Origin of the sequence: Aestuariibius insulae, from assembly GCF_040783535.2 — a bacterium.
GTDB classification, from domain to species: Bacteria; Pseudomonadota; Alphaproteobacteria; order Rhodobacterales; family Rhodobacteraceae; genus Aestuariibius; species Aestuariibius insulae.
The window spans coordinates 1122089-1140434 of sequence record NZ_JBFONW020000001.1 but is presented as its reverse complement, the minus strand read 5'-3'; the positions used below and the strand labels follow the sequence as shown (position 1 = coordinate 1140434).

19 protein-coding genes are annotated in these 18346 nt (G+C 64.3%); 11 read left to right on the top strand and 8 right to left on the bottom strand.

All coding sequences use genetic code 11. The features are described 5' to 3' along the window. Window positions 1-160 precede the first annotated feature (160 nt). The 6 genes from AAD018_RS05575 to mdoH all read left to right on the top strand — a co-directional run bounded on the left by AAD018_RS05575 (window position 161) and on the right by mdoH (window position 9096). Complete coding sequence (locus tag AAD018_RS05575; RefSeq protein WP_367313117.1) at window positions 161-1774, top strand: thiamine pyrophosphate-binding protein; 1614 nt, start codon at window positions 161-163, stop codon at window positions 1772-1774. Further along, the gene (locus AAD018_RS05570; protein ID WP_367313118.1) at window positions 1758-2939 is read left to right on the top strand and encodes a CaiB/BaiF CoA transferase family protein; all 1182 of its coding nucleotides are present in this window, start codon (window positions 1758-1760) and stop codon (window positions 2937-2939) included. Before AAD018_RS05575 ends, AAD018_RS05570 begins: the two co-directional genes overlap by 17 nt. A gap of 169 nt (window positions 2940-3108) precedes the next feature. Next, window positions 3109-4458 (top strand): tetratricopeptide repeat protein, encoded by a 1350-nt coding sequence (locus tag AAD018_RS05565; protein WP_367313119.1) that lies wholly within the window; start codon window positions 3109-3111, stop codon window positions 4456-4458. Between the two features lie 44 nt (window positions 4459-4502). Further along, window positions 4503-5747 (top strand): OpgC family protein, encoded by a 1245-nt coding sequence (locus AAD018_RS05560; protein ID WP_367313120.1) that lies wholly within the window; start codon window positions 4503-4505, stop codon window positions 5745-5747. Continuing rightward, window positions 5744-7258 carry an OpgD/OpgG family glucan biosynthesis protein gene (locus tag AAD018_RS05555; RefSeq protein ID WP_367313121.1) on the top strand — a complete coding sequence of 505 codons (1515 nt, stop codon included), beginning with the start codon at window positions 5744-5746 and terminating at the stop codon, window positions 7256-7258. The genes AAD018_RS05560 and AAD018_RS05555 overlap by 4 nt, the downstream gene beginning before the upstream one ends. Continuing rightward, window positions 7246-9096 carry a glucans biosynthesis glucosyltransferase MdoH gene (gene mdoH / locus AAD018_RS05550; RefSeq protein ID WP_367313122.1) on the top strand — a complete coding sequence of 617 codons (1851 nt, stop codon included), beginning with the start codon at window positions 7246-7248 and terminating at the stop codon, window positions 9094-9096. The genes AAD018_RS05555 and mdoH overlap by 13 nt, the downstream gene beginning before the upstream one ends. A gap of 58 nt (window positions 9097-9154) precedes the next feature. On the opposite strand, the gene AAD018_RS05545 is transcribed toward mdoH, so the two are convergent. From AAD018_RS05545 to AAD018_RS05515, 7 genes are all read right to left on the bottom strand, one after another. Continuing rightward, on the bottom strand, window positions 9155-10003 hold the full coding sequence (locus AAD018_RS05545) for a CE1 family esterase (RefSeq protein WP_412005183.1): 849 nt from the start codon (window positions 10001-10003) through the stop codon (window positions 9155-9157). Between the two features lie 67 nt (window positions 10004-10070). Next, window positions 10071-10505, bottom strand: coding sequence for a rhodanese-like domain-containing protein (locus AAD018_RS05540; RefSeq protein ID WP_367314198.1), 435 nt, complete (start codon window positions 10503-10505; stop codon window positions 10071-10073). Next, on the bottom strand, window positions 10498-11019 hold the full coding sequence (locus AAD018_RS05535) for a YHS domain-containing (seleno)protein (protein WP_367313124.1): 522 nt from the start codon (window positions 11017-11019) through the stop codon (window positions 10498-10500). The genes AAD018_RS05540 and AAD018_RS05535 overlap by 8 nt, the downstream gene beginning before the upstream one ends. A gap of 95 nt (window positions 11020-11114) precedes the next feature. After that, window positions 11115-11726, bottom strand: coding sequence for a DedA family protein (locus tag AAD018_RS05530; RefSeq protein WP_367313125.1), 612 nt, complete (start codon window positions 11724-11726; stop codon window positions 11115-11117). Window positions 11727-11731: 5 nt separating this feature from the next. Continuing rightward, window positions 11732-13108 carry an MATE family efflux transporter gene (locus tag AAD018_RS05525; protein WP_367313126.1) on the bottom strand — a complete coding sequence of 459 codons (1377 nt, stop codon included), beginning with the start codon at window positions 13106-13108 and terminating at the stop codon, window positions 11732-11734. A gap of 132 nt (window positions 13109-13240) precedes the next feature. Then, complete coding sequence (locus tag AAD018_RS05520; protein ID WP_367313127.1) at window positions 13241-13495, bottom strand: hypothetical protein; 255 nt, start codon at window positions 13493-13495, stop codon at window positions 13241-13243. A 77-nt stretch (window positions 13496-13572) separates the two neighbouring features. Next, window positions 13573-13740: a hypothetical protein gene (locus AAD018_RS05515; RefSeq protein WP_412005182.1), complete on the bottom strand. Its 168-nt coding sequence runs from the start codon at window positions 13738-13740 to the stop codon at window positions 13573-13575. A gap of 324 nt (window positions 13741-14064) precedes the next feature. Between AAD018_RS05515 and parE the strand changes: the two genes are divergently transcribed. The 5 genes from parE to AAD018_RS05490 all read left to right on the top strand — a co-directional run bounded on the left by parE (window position 14065) and on the right by AAD018_RS05490 (window position 17758). Then, complete coding sequence (gene parE, locus AAD018_RS05510; protein ID WP_367313128.1) at window positions 14065-16053, top strand: DNA topoisomerase IV subunit B; 1989 nt, start codon at window positions 14065-14067, stop codon at window positions 16051-16053. Between the two features lie 29 nt (window positions 16054-16082). After that, window positions 16083-16346 carry a BrnT family toxin gene (locus AAD018_RS05505; protein ID WP_367313129.1) on the top strand — a complete coding sequence of 88 codons (264 nt, stop codon included), beginning with the start codon at window positions 16083-16085 and terminating at the stop codon, window positions 16344-16346. Further along, the gene (locus tag AAD018_RS05500; protein ID WP_367313130.1) at window positions 16333-16557 is read left to right on the top strand and encodes a BrnA antitoxin family protein; all 225 of its coding nucleotides are present in this window, start codon (window positions 16333-16335) and stop codon (window positions 16555-16557) included. The genes AAD018_RS05505 and AAD018_RS05500 overlap by 14 nt, the downstream gene beginning before the upstream one ends. 126 nt (window positions 16558-16683) lie before the next feature. Beyond that, window positions 16684-17133, top strand: coding sequence for a hypothetical protein (locus AAD018_RS05495; RefSeq protein ID WP_367313131.1), 450 nt, complete (start codon window positions 16684-16686; stop codon window positions 17131-17133). Window positions 17134-17314: 181 nt separating this feature from the next. Further along, window positions 17315-17758 (top strand): DMT family transporter, encoded by a 444-nt coding sequence (locus AAD018_RS05490; RefSeq protein ID WP_367313132.1) that lies wholly within the window; start codon window positions 17315-17317, stop codon window positions 17756-17758. 4 nt (window positions 17759-17762) lie between these two features. Here AAD018_RS05490 and AAD018_RS05485 read toward each other — a convergent pair whose 3' ends face one another. Further along, the gene (locus AAD018_RS05485) at window positions 17763-18149 is read right to left on the bottom strand and encodes a c-type cytochrome (RefSeq protein WP_367313133.1); all 387 of its coding nucleotides are present in this window, start codon (window positions 18147-18149) and stop codon (window positions 17763-17765) included. Window positions 18150-18346 lie beyond the last annotated feature (197 nt).

The window sequence follows — 18346 nt, the reverse complement described above, 5'->3', positions numbered from 1 at the left end:
GTCTTGGGTTAGGGAAGGAAACCAAAGCACTGTTTGCGGGTGAATCACTCAGTCACCGATTCATGTACCAAGCGTGTGTCAGCGGAAGAGAAATGACCAGCCTTGCGCTTTGACCTCCGCTCGGCGACATCTCCGCCAGACCCAAGCCCGGAGCCTGCCCATGCCCGCCCCATCTCCCTCCGCCGCCGACGTTCTGGCGCGCCGTCTTTACGAGGCGGGCTGCCGTCATGCCTTCGGAATGCCGGGCGGAGAGGTGCTGACCATCGTCGATGCGCTCACCCGGGCGGGGATCGAAATGATCCTGGCCAAGCACGAAAATGCCGCCGCCTTCATGGCCGAAGGCGTCTATCACCGCACCGGCGTGCCCGGCATTCTTGTGGCCACGGTCGGCCCAGGCGCGCTCAACGGGGTCAACGCGGTGGCCAATGCTCATCAGGACCGTGTGCCGCTGATCGTGCTGACCGGCTGCGTCGATCCGTGGGAGGCGCAGACCTACACCCATCAGGTCCTCGATCAGCGCGCCGTCTTCGCGCCTATCGTCAAGGCGGGCTTTACCTTCGACGCCAAAGCCGCCCATGTCATCGCCGACAAGGCCGTCGCCATCGCCACCGAAGGCCGCCCCGGCCCGGTGCATATCGACCTGCCCATCACCGCCGTTACCGAAGCCGTCACGGCCCCGGCACCTTCTCGCCGCGCTCCCGCTACCCCGACGGTGCCTGCCAAGGAGCCTCTTGAGCAGGCCCGCCAGTGGCTGACAAGAGCCAAGCGCCCCCTCATTATCGCAGGCGTTGACGCAATGACCGATGGGCTGGATCTTGCGCCAATCGCGCATCTGCTCAACGCGCCCGTCATTACGACCTACAAGGCCAAAGGGCTCCTGCCCGAAGACGACCCGCTTGCGCTTGGTGGCGCGGGCCTGTCTCCCAAAGCCGACAAGATCCTCCTGCCGCTGATCGCACAGGCGGATGTCGTCCTCTGTCTCGGCTATGATCCGATCGAGATGCGCACCGGTTGGCGGGATGTTTTCGATCCCAAAGGACAGCACGTCATCGACGTAACGGCAGAGCCGAACCATCACTACATGCATCAGGCAGGTCTCAATATTATCGGCTCAATCGCCGCGACCGCCTCCGTCCTGACGGATAGCTTGCCCCCTCCGAACGGATGGCCCGAAGCGGAGCTATCCGCCGCCCGCGCGGCCCTTGCCGAGGCCTTCCCTAAAGACGAAGACTGGGGCCCCGCCGCCATCATCGACACCTGCCAGCAGGCGCTCCCCCGCAACGTCCTAGCGACCGCCGATAGCGGCGCGCACCGGATTCTCCTTAGCCAGATGTGGGAGTGCTACGAGCCCCGCGCCCTCACTCAATCCTCCGCGCTTTGCACCATGGGCTGCGCCCTGCCGCTCGCCATCGGCACCGAGATCGCCGAGCCGGACCGCACCGTCGTCTCCTTCTTAGGGGATGCGGGTTTTCTCATGGTCACCGGAGAGCTCGCCACCGCCGCCGAGCGCAAACTCAAGACAATCTTCGTCGTCTTCGTCGACGCCTCTCTCGCCCTGATCGAGCTCAAGCAGCGCCAGCGCCAACTCCCCAACAGCTTCGTGGATTTCGATGCACCGGATGTGGCCGCCATCGGCCGCGCCTTCGGCGGCGAAGGTCACACGGTTCAAAGCCGCGAGACGCTCAAGGCCGCGCTCAAACAGGCGCAAGAGGCGAACACCTTCACCGTGATCGGCTGCGTTATCGAAAGGGAAAGCTATGACGGACGCCTCTAAGGGCCCGCTCGACGGCCTCGTTGTTCTTGACCTGACGCGGATCCTCGCAGGCCCGACCGCCACCCAGATGCTCGGCGATCTTGGCGCGACCGTCTGGAAGATCGAGAACCCCGAACGCGGCGACGACACCCGTGCCTGGGGCCCGCCCTATGCGGACACCGAAGACGGCATCCAGGACCTCTCCGCCTACTTCCTCTCCGCCAATCGCAACAAGATGTCCGTCGCCGTCGATCTCGCCTTGCCCGAGGGTCAGGCTCAGATCCGAAAACTTGCCGCCCGCGCCGATATCATGGTCGAAAACTTCAAACCTGGAGGCCTCGTCAAATACGGCCTCGACCCCGACACCCTCCGCAAGGCCCATCCCGGCCTGATCACCTGTTCGATCTCCGGCTTCGGCCAGACCGGCCCCAATCGGGAAAAGCCCGGCTACGATCTGATGGCCCAGGGCTATGGCGGGATCATGTCGCTGACCGGCGCGCCGGACGGTCCTCCAATGAAGGTCGGCGTCGGCATCGCCGACGTCATGTGCGGCATGTACGCCGCCACCGGCATCCTCGCCGCCCTTCACCACCGAACCCAGACCGGCGAAGGGCAATCCATCGATGTAGCCCTCGTCGACACCCAAATGGCCTGGCTCATTAACGAAGGCACCAACACTCTGATGTCCGGCAAGATCCCCGAGCGTCGCGGCAATGCCCACCCCAACATCGTGCCCTACGATGTCTTCGATGCCTCGGATGGCCATGTCATCGTTGCCGTCGGCAATGATGCCCAATTCGCCCGCTTCTGCGACGCGCTGGGCCTCGGCCCGCTGCACGAGGATCCGAGCTTTGTAACAAATCCCGCCCGGATCACGCACCGGGACGCCCTTATGTTACACCTGCGCCCCGCTTTGACGACGATCCCCGCCGCCACGATCATTCAAAAACTAGAGGCCGCCAAAGTCCCCGTCGGCCCAATTCATGATCTAAATCAGGCACTTGCCACCGATCAGGCGAAGGCCCGCGACGCCGTGATCGAGCAAACCCAGAACGGCGCGACCCTCAAGCTTCTCGGCAATCCCCTGAAATTCTCCGCCACACCCGTCCAGTACACCCGCCCGCCTCCGCGCCTAGGCGAGCACACGGGCGTCGTCCTCGGCAAAACGGACACTGAAAACGACTAATTCACAGGCACTTCCCCGCACAACAAGGCCATCGGCGACGCGCCGCTTAATTCACTTCACGAAATCAGCGGCTTGGCATCACGCTTGCGTCACGTCACGCGCACGCGGCTGGCGCGATCTCCACATTTGAGTAAACCGGTGCATGAAAAACCGGCACAGGAGCCGACCCATGTATGATATTTGTGACAGCGACATCGCCACCACCTCGCCCGAGGCGCTGGCCGACTGGAACGCGATGGTTCTGGCCTTCCTCGCCCACGGCACCGAAACGCCCACGCATCTGGGATCGCTCTTGACCCGGCAGCCCGATCTGGCCATCGCCCAGGCGGCCAAGGGGCTCTTTTCCATGCTCATGGGCCGGCGCGAACTGGTCGCTACCGCCGCCGAGGCGCACACCCTCGCCCTGGCCGCCGGTCCCGTGGATCTCAGGGCACGCGGCTGGACCGATGCGCTCGGCCACTGGCTGGCGGGCAGCCCGACCCGCGCCATCGCCGCGCTCGAGGCGGTGCTGGGCGCCAATCCCCGCGACACGATGACGATGAAGGTGATCCACGCCATTCGGTTCGTCCTCGGTGATGCCACCGGCATGCGCGCCTCGGTCGAACGCGCCCTGCCTCATCACGACGATACCCATGCATGCCGCGGCTACGCACTCGGCTGCCACGCCTTCGCGCTCGAGGAAACGGGCGACTACGACGCTGCCGAACGCGCTGGCCGCGCCGGTCTGCAGCTGGCCACCGACGATGCCTGGGGCCTGCATGCCGTCGCCCATGTCTACGACATGACCGCCCGCTCGAAAGAGGGCATCCGCCTGATCGCCGACAATGACGGCGCCTGGATGCACTGCAACAACTTCCGCTACCATGTCTGGTGGCACAAGGCGCTGCTCCATCTCGATCTCGGAGACATCGCGGAAGTCCTCTCGCTCTACGATCAGAAGATCCGCGCCGACAAGACCGACGATTATCGCGACATCGCCAATGCCACCTCGCTTCTCATGCGGCTCGAACTGGAAGGCGTCGATGTCGGGGGCCGCTGGGACGAGCTTGCCGCCTTCTCCGAAGCGCGCTCCGGCGATGGCTGCCTTGTCTTCGCCGATCTGCACTACGTGCTGGCGCTCACCGGCGCGGGCAAAGAGGATGCCGCCCGCACCATGGTCGCCCGCGTCCGCCGTGAAGCGGGCACCGAAACGGATATGGGACAGATCTTCGACGATCCGGGTCAAGCCGCGGCCCACGGCCTCGCGGCCTTTGGCGAGGGCTGCTACGACACCGCCTTCCGCGCGCTGGCCTCCGCCCGGCCAAAGATGCCGACCGTCGGCGGCTCCCATGCCCAGCGCGACGTGTTCGAGCGGATGACCGTCGATGCCGGACTGCGCGCCGGATATCTGGACGAGACCGAAACCATCCTGAACGACCGCCTTGCACGCCGGGCCGGACAGGCAGATACGTTCACCGAAACGCGGCTGGCGCAGATCGATGCCGCGCGTCGGGAACCCGTCGCCATTCCCGCGCAATAACCCTTGTAGGAGATCGGCGCCCTTGACCGCGCAGTGACCCCGCCATGACCCTCGCAGATCCCGCAGATATGGCCAAAGAGACGCCCGCCCCCATCGCGGCCGCGCCCATGGTGCGCATTCGCGATCCCCGCCTCGATTTCTTTCGCGGCATTGCGATGTTCATCATCCTCTTCGCCCATACGCCGGGCAACTGGGTGACGCTCTGGATCCCCGCTCGCTTCGGCTTTTCGGACGCGACCGAGATCTTTGTCTTCTGCTCCGGCATGGCCTCCGCCATCGCCTTTGGCGGCACCTTTGACCGCGCGGGCTGGCGGCTCGGCACAGCGCGCGTCGGCTTTCGCATCTGGCAGGTATATTGGGCGCATATCGGCCTGTTCGTCGCGGTCGTGGGCCTGACGATTTTTCTTACGGACCTCGCAATCACCAACAAAAACTATTGGGGCCAGCTCAATCTCTGGCCACTCTTTGTCGACAGCGAAAACTGGTCGAACACCGAAAACATGCTGGCGCTTCTTACGCTGCGGTACGTGCCGAACTATTTCGACATCCTGCCGATGTATATGGTCGTTCTCGCGATGATGCCGCTCGTCGTTGCGCTCGCGCGGATTAACCTCTGGGCCGCCGCCGCCCCGATCCTCTTCTTCTGGCTGATGGCCCAAGAGGGCCTGACCTCCACCCTCGGCCTTCCCCATTTCGCCTTCCCGGCAGAGCCGTGGTCGGACCGCAACTGGTTTTTCAACCCCTTCGGCTGGGCGCTCATTTTCTTCACCGGTTTCGCCTTCATGCGCGGCTGGATCCCCAAGCCGCCGGTCGCGCCGCTTCTGATCGCGCTTGCCGCGCTTGTCGTCCTGGCCAATATCCCGCTCTCCAATATCGGCGTGCGCGAGCTTGGCCTCGACTGGGCGCGCGACTGGCGTCGCGAGAACGGCGTCTGGTTCGACAAGAGCGATTTCGGCATCCTGCGCTACATCCATTTCCTCGCCCTCGCCTACCTCGCCTGGACCCTCGCGGGCGAGGCGGGCCGCCGCTTGCTCCCGCCAGAAGGCAACGGAGCCATCGCGCGCGTCTGGACCACCTGTCTCGCTGCCATCATGAAGGTCGGCCAGCAATCGCTCGCCGTCTTCATCACCTCGATGTTCCTCGCGCGCCTTCTGGGCTTCGTCTTCGACGTCGCGGGCAGCACCTATTTGACGCAAACCATCGTCAACATCACCGGCTGCCTGATCCTGATCGCCATCGCCTATGGCGCGGGCTGGTTCAAATCCCAGCCGTGGAAGGCCAAACGATGAACCGCCGGTCCGTCCTTGCTGCCATCGCGGCCCTTGCGGCAACCCCGCTCAAAGCCTTCGCGGACGAGCCCGGCCTGACGCTTGGCATCCCCAAACCCTTCTCCGATGCCGACGTGATCGACCGCGCCCGCGCGCTGGCGCAAAGCCCTTACGTGCCGCGCCCCGAGATCCCGCAGGAATGGCGCGATCTCAGCTACGATCAGTTCCGCCATATCTGGTTCGACCACCGCAATGCGCTCTTCGAAGGAACCGAGTCCCCCCTGCGCGTCGATTTCTTCCCGCCCGGTCTCTATTTCCCGCAAGCCGTGCAGATGTCCGTGGTCGAGGATGGCGAGGCCCGTACCATCGCCTTCGACAAGGCCGTCTTCGACACGACCGACGAATTCCCCGACCTGCCGCGTGATGCGACGCTGGGCTATAGCGGCCTGCGCCTGCGCGCCGAACTTGAAGAGCCGGGCATCTTCACCGAATTCGCCGTCGTGCAAGGCGCCAGCTATTTCCGCGCTATCGCCACAGGGCAGATCTACGGCCTCTCCGCGCGCGGGATCGCCATCGACACGGCCGAACCCTCGGGCGAGGAATTTCCCGACTTCACCGCCCTCTGGATCGAACGCCCCGCGCCCGGCTACGGCACCGTCACACTCCACGCTTTGCTCGACGGCCCGTCGATCACCGGTGCCTACCGGTTCGAGATCACGCCCGGCGCACCGCTTTCTATGCAGGTGCGCGCCACACTCTTTGCCCGCCGCGACCTGCCGCATCTGGGCGTTGCCCCGCTCACCTCGATGTTTCTCTTCGACGAGACGATGCGCGACCGCTTCTCCGACTTCCGGCCCGCGGTCCACGACAGCGACGGCCTGATGATCGCCAACGGCGGCGGAGAGCATATCTGGCGCCCGCTGGCCAATCCGCGCGCGCTCCAGCTCTCGGCCTTCGCCGATATGGGCCCCAAGGGCTTCGGCCTGATGCAACGCGCCCGCACGTTTTCGGACTTCGCCGATCTCGAAGCGCTCTATCACCGTCGCCCCGGCCTTTGGGTCACGCCCGAAGGCGACTGGGGTCGCGGCTCCGTGACCCTGGTCGAGATCCCTGCCGATCTCGAGGTCTACGACAACATCGTCGCCTATTGGCGCCCCGCCGAGCCCTTCGCGGCGGGCACCGAACAGACCCTCTCCTACCGCCTCGACTGGGGCGACGCCCCAGCACCGGGCCATGCCCTCGCGCAGGTCCTGAACACCCGGATCGGCGCCCGCCCCGAAGGCGGTCTCATCGTCGCCATCGATTTCGCCGCCGCGGACGGCCTGCCCGATCTCGACACGATTGTCCCGCTTATCCGCACCAGCGCAGGCGAGACCAGCGGCGGCCTGCTGCAACGCAACCCCGACACCGGCGGCCCGCGCCTCGCCTTCACCTTCCGCCCCGGCGACGCGACGCTCGCCGAGTTCCGCGTCCAGCTCAGATCCGAGACGGACCCCCTCTCCGAAGTCTGGCTCTACCGATGGACCGCGTGACGCCTGCCCCCGGCTGGGACTCGGCCCGCTGCGCGATGCCGCCCCGCGCGCCACTCACCATGCCGGTGCAAAGCTTCCGCGCCGCGCCCCCACGCCCCGCCGATCCCGAGCGGCAGATCTGGCGCTGGGCCGTCTTCGCCCCCGCCATTCTTGCAACTATAGGGCTGGCGACCGCACTCACCCTCTGGCTCTCCTCCAATGGCCTGATGGCCGTCGAGATCCTCCTGACCGCGCTGATCGCAACCACCTTCATCTGGGTCGCGCTCTCCGTCTCTACCGCTGCGATCGGCCTGATGGCCCGCCGCCAGCGCCAGCGCGGCCCGCTGCCGGAACGGCCCCTCTCCACCGCGCTTCTCATCCCGATCCACAACGAGGATCCCCGCGCCGTCACCGCCAATGCCCGCGCCATGCTCGAGGCGCTGGCCCCCAGACCGCTACCCGGCGACACTGCGCTCTTCCTGCTGTCGGACACCACCGACCCGGCCATCGCCGAGGCGGAATGGCAGGCCGTCCAAACCCTACGCCTAACCGCGCCTCTGCCCGTCCACTACCGCCGCCGCCTGACAAATACCGACCAAAAGACCGGCAACATCGCCGACTGGATCCGCCAGAACGGAGCGGCCTGGGACGCCATGCTGATCCTCGATGCCGACAGCCTGATGTCCGCCCGCACGATCCGCCGCCTGATGCGCGCCATGGCCGCCGACCCGCAAGCCGGACTGATCCAGACCGCCCCCGCCCTGATCGGCGCGGACAGTCTCTTTGCCCGGCTGCAGGCCTTCGCCAACATGGCCTATGGCTGGCTCCTGGCCGAGGGGCTCTCGCTCTGGTCCGGCGATGCAGGCAACTTCTGGGGCCATAACGCCATCATCCGCACACGCGCTTTCGCTGCCACCTGCGGCCTACCCAAGCTCTCGGGCCGCACGATCCTGTCCCACGATTTCGTCGAAGCCGCCCTGCTCAGACGCGCCGGATGGCATGTCCGCTTCCTGCCCGGCACCGGCGGCTCGTTCGAGGAAACGCCCGCCCATCTGATCGACCATGTCCTGCGCGACCGGCGCTGGTGCCGCGGCAACCTCCAGCACCTGCGCCTGATCGCCGCCCGCGGCCTGCACCCCGTTTCGCGCTTTCACCTCTTTCACGGCGCGATGAGCTATCTGCTCTCCCCGCTCTGGTTCGTTCTGCTGCTCACCTGGGCGCTGCTCGGCACGTCCGAAGCGACGGTCCTGACCTATTTCAACGCCGAGAACCCGCTCTATCCCGCCTGGCCCGAGCTAAACGCCCCCGGAGGGCTCGGCTTTCTGATCGCGCTTTACGCCACGCTTCTGGCGCCCAAACTGATCGGAGCGGCCGTGATCGGCACCAACCGCGCCGCGCGCCGCCGCTTCGGCGGGCCCCTGCGGCTTGCGGCCTCGACCGGGATCGAGATCCTGCTGTCCATCGCCTACGCGCCGATCCTGATGATCCAGCAAATGCAGGCGGTCCTGCGCGCGATGCTCGGCACCGGCGCGTGGACCCCGCAACATCGCGGCGCACAGCGCTACCGCACGCTCACGCTGTTGCGCTTTCATTGGGTCGAGACCGTCCTTGGGGCGCTTTTGACCGCAGGTCTCTTTGCCGGTCTGGTCTCGCTTTGGCTGCTGCCCATCGCGGGCAGCCTGCTTCTGGCCGTGCCGCTCTCTGCCCTCTCGGCGGTCAGCCTTGGCAAAGCTCCGTCATGGCTGCGCCTCGACACGCCGCAATCGTTGCACCCGCCCCGCATTGTCCGGGCCGCTGCTGAGTATCGAGCGGCTCCGCAGGAACCACATCGTCCCATCCCGGCCATCGCCGCTGAATAATCCGGTCAAAAAAGGGCAGGACCAGAGGCGCCTGGTCAAGCCCGGCGCACCTGTGCGCCTAGAATGCCTCGACCCAGTCGAGCGCAAAATCGGCCCATCCACGCGGCACGGTATGCCCCCCAGGAAAGATCGCCAGCTCCAGCGCGCTTCCCTCCGAACACTCCATCCAGGCCCGGCGCAGGTAATAGTCGTCCGTCACGAACCGGTCCGTATCGGGACGCGACTGCGCGCAACCATTGGTCGCCCGCCAGATCTCCATCGCGTAAAAGACATCCCCCTGAACGACGGCATCCGCATCCTGCCAGCTTTCTCCGCGTAAAAGCCGCCCTTCCAGCGGCACCGTCCCATCGGTCCAGCCATGGGTGTGCAGTAGCCGCACCGGCCCTCCGCAAGACGCCATATCTGGATGCGGACGCCAGAAACTGCCCCCCACCGGCAGATAGACGGCAAAGGTCTCGGGCGCGGCGCAGGCCAGATAGGTCACCATGGAGCCTCCGATCGAGAAACCGCCGAGCGAGATCTCCTCGACATCCACCCCATGCCGCGCAACATCATCGCGCACTTGCGTTAGAAACCCGATCTCGTCGCGCCTCTGTGCCCGCTCGGGATGAAACGACCAGCTGCGCCCGTTCGCGCCTTCGCGCGGCAGACCGTCCGGCGCGATCACCGCATAGCCCCGCGCCAGCGCCGCCTCGACCAGGTTGCGGTTACGAAGAACACCCTCACCCGAACTGCCCCAGCCATGCAGGAACATGAGCGCAGGCAGCGGACCGTCGGCGTCGTCTGGCAGGACGATATGATACTGCCCGCCCTCGATCTCGCAGGCCGTCTCCTCCCCCGCGCAGCCCGCCAAGGCAGGCGATGCGCTAAGACATCCCAGAGCCGCCAAAAGCGTCGTAATCCGCATCATCTCAATCCCCGAACCGCAGGCGTCCCGGACCTGATCCGGGACCTCTTATCCTGCCTGACCTTACCTATTGCGAGACCTGAACCACCGGCAATCCGCGCTCGATCCAGCCGGGCCCCGCGCGAGAGCCCAGCATACCTTCGGGCACGTCGATCACGTTCTGCACCCCCGCCTCACTCAACCGCTCCGTCACACGGCGGGACCGGACACCACCGGCGCAGATCACAGCAACGGGCCGTCCCGATGCCGCCGCCCGCAACCGCTCAACAAAGTCGTCCTGCCGCATGTCCAGCGGAACGGCGCCCTCTGCAACGCCCGTGGCACTCCACTCGTCGGGCCGCCGGATATCGACCAGCACGATCTCTCCGGCCAGCGCCGCCTCGCGCGCCTGAGGCGGCGTCAGCTCCGTTTCGGCCTGTGCAGGCCGCGAAATTCCCCAGACAGCCGCCGAGCCAAGGAGGGCGGCGCCCCCTCCGGCCAGCACCGCCCGGCGATTAACCATCAACCGGCGCGTCCGAGGTGAATTGAGGGATCACCCGATCCGACGCCGCATCCGGCTCCAGCCCTGTCCAATTCCCTTCAGAGAGCGTGAGATTGCCCGGAATGTCTTCCTCCCAGAAGGTGACGACATTCTCGGTGATGTTCAGATAAAGCCGGTCATCGACGATCCGCCACAGATTGGGATTACCCGGCACCTTGCCGCCCTTGGCAACACCGTAGGCGCAATGCCCGTCATAGGCGGGCGCATAGAAGGCAGGATCGGCCAGGAACCGGTCCCGGTTCTCCTCGCTCGCAAAGGCAAAGACCGCCCCGTTATACTCTGCCGTGATATCGGCCCGCCCCGGTATGCCCGCAGGCTGCGACTGCCCGACCGGAACCTGCTCCAGATCGCGATAGGCCACCACATCATAGCCCGAAACGGCAAAGCCCGTCCCGTCGACGAATTGCGGACCGGCCACGGCAGGCGAGGCGACAAGGACAAGCCCGAAGGCGGCGGCACGAAGAGATGACAGCATGACAGGCACACTCCTGGATCGATGAAGACTGGCTGCACCCTACCCCCCGAACCAGCTCGCGATAGCCCCGCTCGCGCGGTCGTGACCGCCCGCGATCAGGAGGCGCGCGAGCGTCGCCAAAGCGCCCGCCCCAGCCGCCAGATATAAGCGGCCACCAGCAGGCCCACGACGGCCGTCGTCACAGGGTTCAGCCAATCCTTCACCAGATCGTACTGCGCCTCCAGCACATACCCCGCCGCCGTCAGAAGCGCGGTCCAAAACAAACTCCCCAGCGCCGTCAGGGCCAGAAACCGCCCGCGCCGCATCCCGGCGAGCCCCGCCGGCACCGAAATGAACGTCCGCACACCCGGGATCATCCGCCCAAAGAAGATCGCTGCCTCTCCATGCCGGTCGAACCAGCCAAGCGCGCGGTTGATATCCTGCTCCGAGATGGTCAGCCACAGCCCGTGGCGCTGCACGATACGGCGCAACCGGTCCGCCCCGATCGCGGCGCCGATCCAGTACCACAGATAGGCCCCCGCCGTGGCCCCCGCCGTTCCGGCCAGCACCACCAGCCACAGGGACATCTGCCCTTGCGCCGCCTTGAACCCGGCAAGCGGCATGACCAGCTCTGACGGGATCGGCGGAAAGACGTTCTCCAGAAGCATCAGACCAAAGACGCCCAACGCTCCGCCAGCCTCGATCCAGCCCGAAATAAGATCAAACATCTGGCCTAACCCGCTGCGCCGCGATCCGGTTCATCCATCGCCCCAACCCGTCCTCTAAGCCTCAACAGCAGCAAGGCGCCCGCAAAGCCAAGCCCGACGACAAGCCCCGCCCAGATGCCCACCGCGCCATAACCCAGCACACTGCCAAGAACATAGCTGGCCGGGATCCCCAGCCCCCAATAGCTGCCCGCCGCAAGCCACATCGGCACTGCCGTATCATGCAGCCCGCGCAGCAGCCCCAGCGCCATGACCTGCGCTGCATCCGCGACCTGAAAAAGCGCCGCCATGAAGATCAGGATCACCGCCATCTCGACCACGGCAGGCGCCAGCGGATCGGCGCTATCGAGAAAGATCCAGGCGATCGGGCGCGGCAGCAGCACGAAGATCAGCACCGTCAGAACCGCAAAAACCCCCGACAGACCGAAAGCCGTCATCGCTCCGCGCACAAAGCCAAAGCGATCCCGGCGCCCATAGGCATTGCCCGCCCGAATGGTTGCGGCCTGGCTAAGCCCCAGATGGAACATGAACGTCACCGAAGCCGCCTGAAGCGCCACGCCATGCGCCGCCAGCTCGACCTCGCCGATCCAACCGACCATGACGGCCGCCGCTGCGAAAAGGCCGACCTCGCTCAGGTAGGTCAGCCCGATGGGAAAACCGAGCCGCGCCACCTTGACGAGGGCCTCCCAGTCGATCCGCCAAAGCCGCACGAAAAGCTGCTCCGCAGCCAGAACCTTCTGGGCATAAAAGACGAGCGCGATCGCCCCGAAAAGGTTCACGAGAACCGACGCCAGTGCGGATCCCGCCAGCCCAAGCTCGGGCACTCCGAACCGTCCGAAGATCAAAACCCAGTTCAGCCCGACATTCAGCACGGCAGAGGCCACGGTAACCAAAAGCACGATCTTGGTGCGCTCCACCCCCGCCAGCGTGCTGCGCATCGTTAAAAGAACAAGCGCGGGCGCCATGCCAAACGCACCGATCTGCAGATAAAGACCGGCCCCATCCGCCAGATCCGGCGCCTGCCCCATCAATCGGAACAGCGTTGGCCCCATCAGCAGAACCGGCAGGATCAGCAGCGAAAAGCCGACCGATAGCCAAAGCCCCATCCGCGTGGCCCGGCGCAGCGCGGTCGTATCGCCTTCGGTCGCCGCTGTCGCAACGATCGGCATCACGGCAAAGGCGAATCCGGCCCCCAGAAGAAGGATCGCGAAGAAGATCGACTGACCCAGCACACCGGCTGCCAGCGCGCCGATATCGTACCAGCCGAGCATGACGACATCGGTGATCCCGATACTCAGCTGCGCCAGCTGGCTTCCGATCAGCGGAAGCCCCAGCTCCAGCAATCGGGAGACATCGCGACGATATGACAAGGGAGCGGCGGTCATATCCGCCACCTACGCCCGGCGGGCGGCCCCCGCAATCAGGGATCTGTGCAGAGCAGGTCCGCACAAACGAAAAACCGCGCAGAACTTACGTTCTGCGCGGTCTTCTATAAATCTAAAGTAGCTTGACGCTGCTTAGTTGCCGGTACCAGTGCCGGAACCGCTGTCGTCATCATCGTCATCGTCGCCCGATGCGATTGCAGCGATCAGAAGAACGCCTGCTGCAACAGCGGCGATGGTGCCGAGGTTGCCAGCCGAGGAACCGGGTGCAGCGGCAACAACAGGTGCGACAGGCTCGACTTCGCCTTGGGGGGCAAGAAGGCCACCCGCGCTCGAAAGGGTCGGGATGAGAAGTGCAGCAACAGCTGCGCCGGTGAGAAGCTTTTTCATGGAGGCCTCCTTAGTGGAATTACGTGCTCTCCCGGTGAGATGTAGCAGGCAAATCGCCGAGCGCAAAGACATTCGTCTCAAAAGGACGATTCTGTGGCAGAACTGACGATATTTTTTGCCGATCTTCGCCATTTCAGGGGAAATTCGCGGGTGTCCGTGCCGCCTGCTTTGTCAAACCGAACCGCCCCGGCATCAAAATAAGTATCTGATTCGGCTTCGGAAAGCGTCAGATGCCGCTTCTCCACGTCAAAATCCCCACCAGATTCGAATGCAGGACAGCCCTTCAAACAGGGCCCGCGACAAGGCGGCACTTTGCTTCCTGAAAGCGGCGGATTTTTGCCCGTCAGGGCCGCGTTAGGTATGTCATCTCACAATCGATCCCGTTCCCGGCGCGCCCTTCGCCTGCCACATCGGACACCCCTCCGGCGGACCCCAACGCAGCCAGATCGAGTCATCGCCTGCAATCGCGGAATGCCCTTGCGATTATCTTTCCTCCAAGGGGCGGACCTGTTCTAATGTCGGCAAAACTGACTCCAAGTCAGAAAAACAAAAGCGAGCGGAGCCCAGATATGCCAGATGACCTCCTCGGCGGCCATGATCCCGAAAAGTCAGGGTCCCAAAACTATGACGCCTCCTCCATCGAGGTGCTTGAGGGCCTCGAGCCGGTCCGCAAACGCCCCGGCATGTATATCGGCGGCACAGACGAACGCGCGCTCCACCACATGGTGGCCGAGGTGCTCGACAATTCCATGGACGAGGCCGTCGCGGGCCACGCCAACCGGATCGAGGTCGAGCTTCACGCCGACCACTCCGTCACCATCCGCGACAACGGACGGGGCATCCCGATCGACCCGCATCCGAAATTCCCGGACAAGTCCGCGCTCGAGGTGATCCTCTGCACCCTCCACGCAGGCGGCAAGTTCTCCGGCAAGGCCTATCAGACCTCGGGCGGCCTGCACGGCGTCGGCGCCTCCGTCGTCAACGCGCTCTCCGATACGATGACCGTCCAGGTCGCCCGCGACCGCCAGCTCTACGAACAGCGCTTCTCGCGCGGCCTGCCGCTTGGCCCGGTCGAACAGATCGGCGCGGCCCCCAATCGGCGCGGCACCACCGTCACCTTCCACCCGGATGCCGAAATCTTCCCCGATCCACGCTTTAAACCCGCCCGCCTGATGAAGATGGTCCGCTCCAAGGCCTACCTCTTTTCGGGCGTCGAGATCCGCTGGAAAACCGCCATCGAAGCAGACGGCATCCCCGCCGAGGCAACGTTCCACTTCCCCGGCGGCCTCTCCGACTACCTTGGCGAAACCCTCGGCACCGCCACAACCTATGCCGACGCCCCCTTCGCGGGCAAAGTCGACTTCCAGCAGAAATTTGGCGAACCCGGCTCCGTCGAATGGGCGATCAACTGGTCCCCCGTCCGCGACGGCTTCATCCAATCCTACTGCAACACCGTCCCCACTCCCGAAGGCGGCACCCACGAGGCGGGCTTCTGGGCCGCCATCCTCAAGGGCATCCGCGCCTACGGGGAACTTGCCAATAACAAGAAAGCCGCCCAGATCACCCGCGAGGATCTGACCACCGGCGCCCAGGCCCTCGTCTCCTGCTTCATCCGCGAGCCTGCCTTCGTCGGCCAGACCAAGGACCGCCTCTCGACCGAGGCCGCCGCCAAGATGACCGAAGGCGCCGTGCGCGACCACTTCGACACCTGGCTCGGCGCAGACCCCAAATCGGCGGGCGCCATCCTCGACTTCCTCGTCCTGCGCGCCGAAGAGCGCCTGCGCCGCAAGCAGGAGAAAGAGACTGCCCGCAAGACCGCGACCAAGAAGACCCGTCTGCCCGGCAAACTCGTCGACTGCTCCTCGAACACCCGCGACGGCACCGAGCTTTTCATCGTCGAGGGCGACAGCGCCGGCGGCTCCGGCAAGGGCGCGCGCGACCGCAAGACCCAGGCGCTCCTGCCGCTCCGGGGCAAGATCCTCAACGTCCTCGGCGCCGCCTCCTCCAAGCTGGGTCAGAACCAGGAGATCCGCGACCTCTCCGAAGCGCTCGGCTGCGGGATGGGCACCAAGTTCCGCCTCGATGATCTACGCTACGACAAGATCATCATCATGACCGACGCTGACGTGGACGGAGCGCATATCGCCTCGCTCCTCATGACCTTCTTCTTCACGCAGATGCGCCCGATGATCGATGCCGGCCACCTCTATCTCGCCTGCCCGCCGCTTTATAAACTGACGCAAGGCCCCCGCCGCGCCTATGCCCTGAACGAAGCCGAACGCGACGCGATCCTCGAGCGCGGCTTGGGCGGCCCCAAATCAAAAGGAGGCGGCCAGATCTCCGTCTCCCGCTTCAAGGGTCTGGGAGAGATGGACGCCAAGGACCTCAAGGAAACCACGATGGACCCGGCGACCCGCAAACTCATTCGCGTCACCGTCGCCGAAGACCACCCCGGCCAGACCGGAGACCTCGTGGAACGCCTCATGGGCAAGAAACCAGAGCTGCGCTTCCAGTACATTCAGGAGAATGCGCGGTTCGTGGAAGAACTTGACGTTTAATTAATGTATGCATATTTATTAGGTCACGAATGACCGATTGGGACGAGGCAAAGCGCCGGTCGAATATGGACAAGCACGGAGTCGACTTCGTCGAAATTGTGCGCTTCGACTGGACCACCGCCCTCACCCGCGAGGATAAACGCGGCGATTATGGAGAGCGGCGCTACGTCTCGATCGGCTATATTGCGGACCGCCTTCACGTTTGCGTCGTCGCGGCGCGGGAGGGTGGGCTCCGCCTCATCAGCCCGCGCAAGGCCAATGCCCGCGAAAGGACGCTTTATGAGCAAGCGTAAAAGCTACATCGCCCCTGACGGAGACGCCTCCGAGCTTGACGCCGACTTCTTCAAAGACGCCCGCCCCGGTCGCCCGGCCCTACCCGAGGAAGACCGCAAGCAACGCGTCACCCTCTACCTCGACAAGGATGTCGTGGCGCGGCTGAAAGAAGACGGCAAAGGCTGGACGACGCGCGCGAATGCGCGGTTGAGGGAGGTGTTGGGGTTGTGAAGGCTGGCTCAACAGAAGACCGTTGAGTTTCGATCTGAGAGGTTAGCTACACCTCAATGCTTTAAAATTCATGATTCAGAATAATCTTTAAATCCATTTCCTGAGATTTTATAGAATGACATCAAGATGAAAAATCCTGTACTATCTCTGGCCTTGTTGTTTCCCAGCGTATCATTTTTTTGTGGTGCTCCGAATGTCTTGATTGGAGAAACAGTTACTTGTGTCGATAAGTCAGATTCACAGATCATAGAAGAGGCCGTAGAAGCCGTAGTTACTTTTCCGACACTGAACCTTCTTGTAAGTGACGAGGAGCTTCGCAAAAAGATCCGCGAAGGATTGGTGCCATACCGAGACGCTGATGATTTTATTAGTTCCAACCCAAACTGCTGTAAAATCTTTGGAGTAGGCCAAGATCTCCTAGCTGCCTTTCCTCATATCTCAAAACTAGAAGACCCCGTACGTATTAGTGTCAGTCGTCGCATTCGGGCAAGGCTCGATGGAGAAATACAATATTTCCCGTCCCTTAGCGTCGAGAGCTTCATAGAGAGATGCCAGTTAACACCGCAGAATGAATAGCAAGCGTAGAGTGGGTGATTTCACTCACCGCATCTCCTCCCTCTGCCCGCCTTGCGCGCCCCGCGTTCGAGACTGGAATCGTCCACTGGACGATTTCCGAGACGTCTCTCACGCCGCCGCGGCCCTTCACACCCGCTCCGCAATCGGCAACTCTCCCCACGAACCCGGGGGAGGACACCACATGCATCACGCGCTCATCATGCTGGCCGCCGGGATCGGGATCCCGATCCTCGCCGCGCTCAATGCCCGGCTCGGAGCCAATATCGGCGGCCCCGCCGCCGCCGCGCTCGTCCTCTTCACCGTCGCTCTGGTCGCCACTGCCGCCGTGACCCTGATCACCAGCCCGCAGGCCCTGACCCGCATCGTCAGCCAGCCGCCGCATCTCTTTGCCGCCGGGATCCTCACCGCCTTCTACGTGCTGACGATCACATGGATCGCCCCCGTCTTCGGGGTTGGCAACGCTGTCTTCTTCGTCCTGCTGGGCCAGCTCATCTCGGCGGCGATCATCGACCATTGGGGCCTCTTCGGCGCCCGCCCAGCCGAGCTGTCCCCGATCCGCCTCTTCGGCATCTGCGTCATGGCCGCCGGGGTCGCGCTCACCCAGCTGGCCAGGCGCGGCTCGTAAGCCGTCACTCCTGAATGCTCTCCAGCCACAGCGCCACATCCAGCAGCCCCTTCTCGGTCATGATCGTCTGCCCCGACGGCAGCTGATGCGGCACCGGGATATCCTCAAGCAGCATCCCGAACGCAGGCATCACCCCGCTATGGGCCAGCTCCGGGTCGCGCCCGTCGACCTGGCGCAGAACCCGCGTCATCGGGAACGTACCGTCATTGTTGATCCGCAACATCGACAAATCCGGCACCGGAACAGTTAGGATCTTTGCCATCGGCCCGTCCCCCCGCCCCGCCTCCCCGTGGCAGGACGAACAGAAGACAAAGAACGTCCGCTCCCCCTCCACAAGGTCCTGCGCGTAGGCCGGTCCGGCGAGTAGAAGCACTGTCAAAATTCTAAGCATATCGCGTCCCTCCGTCCTGATAGCCTAGCCCGTTCGGATCGTCTCGGGTTTGAGCCAGATCAATCCGCGAAGCCGCGCAGTTTGGAGGAACTTATGTCCGGTTCGGACTGTTTCTGTTGGTCGTACAAAGAATACTCAGGGAGTGGGATTGTCTGGGCTGAACCACCGTACGGAGGTGTAACGATCCGACCCTTCCT